This is a genomic window from Lutimaribacter pacificus (assembly GCF_900142185.1).
Lineage (GTDB): Bacteria > Pseudomonadota > Alphaproteobacteria > Rhodobacterales > Rhodobacteraceae > Lutimaribacter > Lutimaribacter pacificus.
In genome coordinates, this window is sequence record NZ_FQZZ01000029.1 from 1 (window position 1) to 1,166 (window position 1,166).

A 1,166-nucleotide genomic window follows, 5' to 3' on the forward strand; every position below is an offset into this window, starting at 1 on the left:
ATGGCAAAGGAAAAGTTTGAACGCAGCAAACCGCACGTGAACATCGGCACGATCGGTCACGTTGACCACGGCAAGACGACGCTGACGGCGGCGATCACGAAGTATTTCGGCGATTTCAAGGCGTATGACCAGATTGACGGGGCGCCCGAGGAGAAGGCCCGGGGGATCACGATCTCGACGGCGCATGTGGAATACGAGACGGACGCGCGGCACTATGCCCACGTGGACTGCCCCGGCCACGCCGACTACGTCAAGAACATGATCACGGGTGCGGCGCAGATGGACGGCGCGATCCTGGTGGTGAACGCGGCCGACGGCCCGATGCCGCAGACGCGCGAGCACATCCTGCTGGCGCGCCAGGTGGGCGTGCCCGCGCTGGTGGTGTTCCTCAACAAGGTCGACCAGGTCGACGACGAGGAGCTTCTGGAGCTGGTGGAGATGGAAGTGCGCGAGCTGCTGAGCTCGTACGACTTCCCGGGCGACGATATCCCGATCGTGGCCGGCTCGGCGCTGGCGGCGATGGAAGGGCGTGACCCGGAAATCGGCGAAGAGAAGATCAAGGAGCTGATGGCGGCGGTCGACGCCTACATCCCGACGCCCGAGCGCGCGGTTGACCAGCCGTTCCTGATGCCGATCGAGGACGTGTTCTCGATCTCGGGCCGCGGCACGGTTGTGACCGGCCGTGTGGAGCGTGGCGTGATCAACGTGGGCGACGAGATCGAGATCGTCGGCATCAAGGACACGCAGAAGACGACCTGCACGGGCGTCGAGATGTTCCGCAAGCTGCTGGACCGCGGCGAAGCGGGCGACAACATCGGCGCGCTGCTGCGCGGTGTGGACCGTGACCAGGTCGAGCGTGGCCAGGTGCTGTGCAAGCCGGGTTCGGTGACGCCGCACACCAAGTTCGAGGCCGAGGCCTACATCCTGACCAAGGAAGAGGGTGGCCGCCACACGCCGTTCTTCGCGAACTACCGTCCGCAGTTCTACTTCCGCACGACGGACGTGACCGGGACGGTGACGCTGAAGGAAGGCACCGAGATGGTGATGCCGGGCGACAACGTGGCCTTCACGGTGGAACTGATCGCGCCGATCGCGATGGAAGACGGCCTGCGCTTCGCCATCCGCGAAGGCGGCCGCACCGTCGGCGCCGGCGTCGTGTCGAAAAT

The 1,166-nt window shown here is 65.4% G+C and carries 1 protein-coding gene; it reads left to right on the top strand.

The genetic code is table 11. From position 1 onward, the window contains the following. On the top strand, positions 1-1,166 hold a 1,166-nt coding region (gene tuf, locus F3H87_RS21730), incomplete at both ends, for an elongation factor Tu (RefSeq protein ID WP_149788202.1).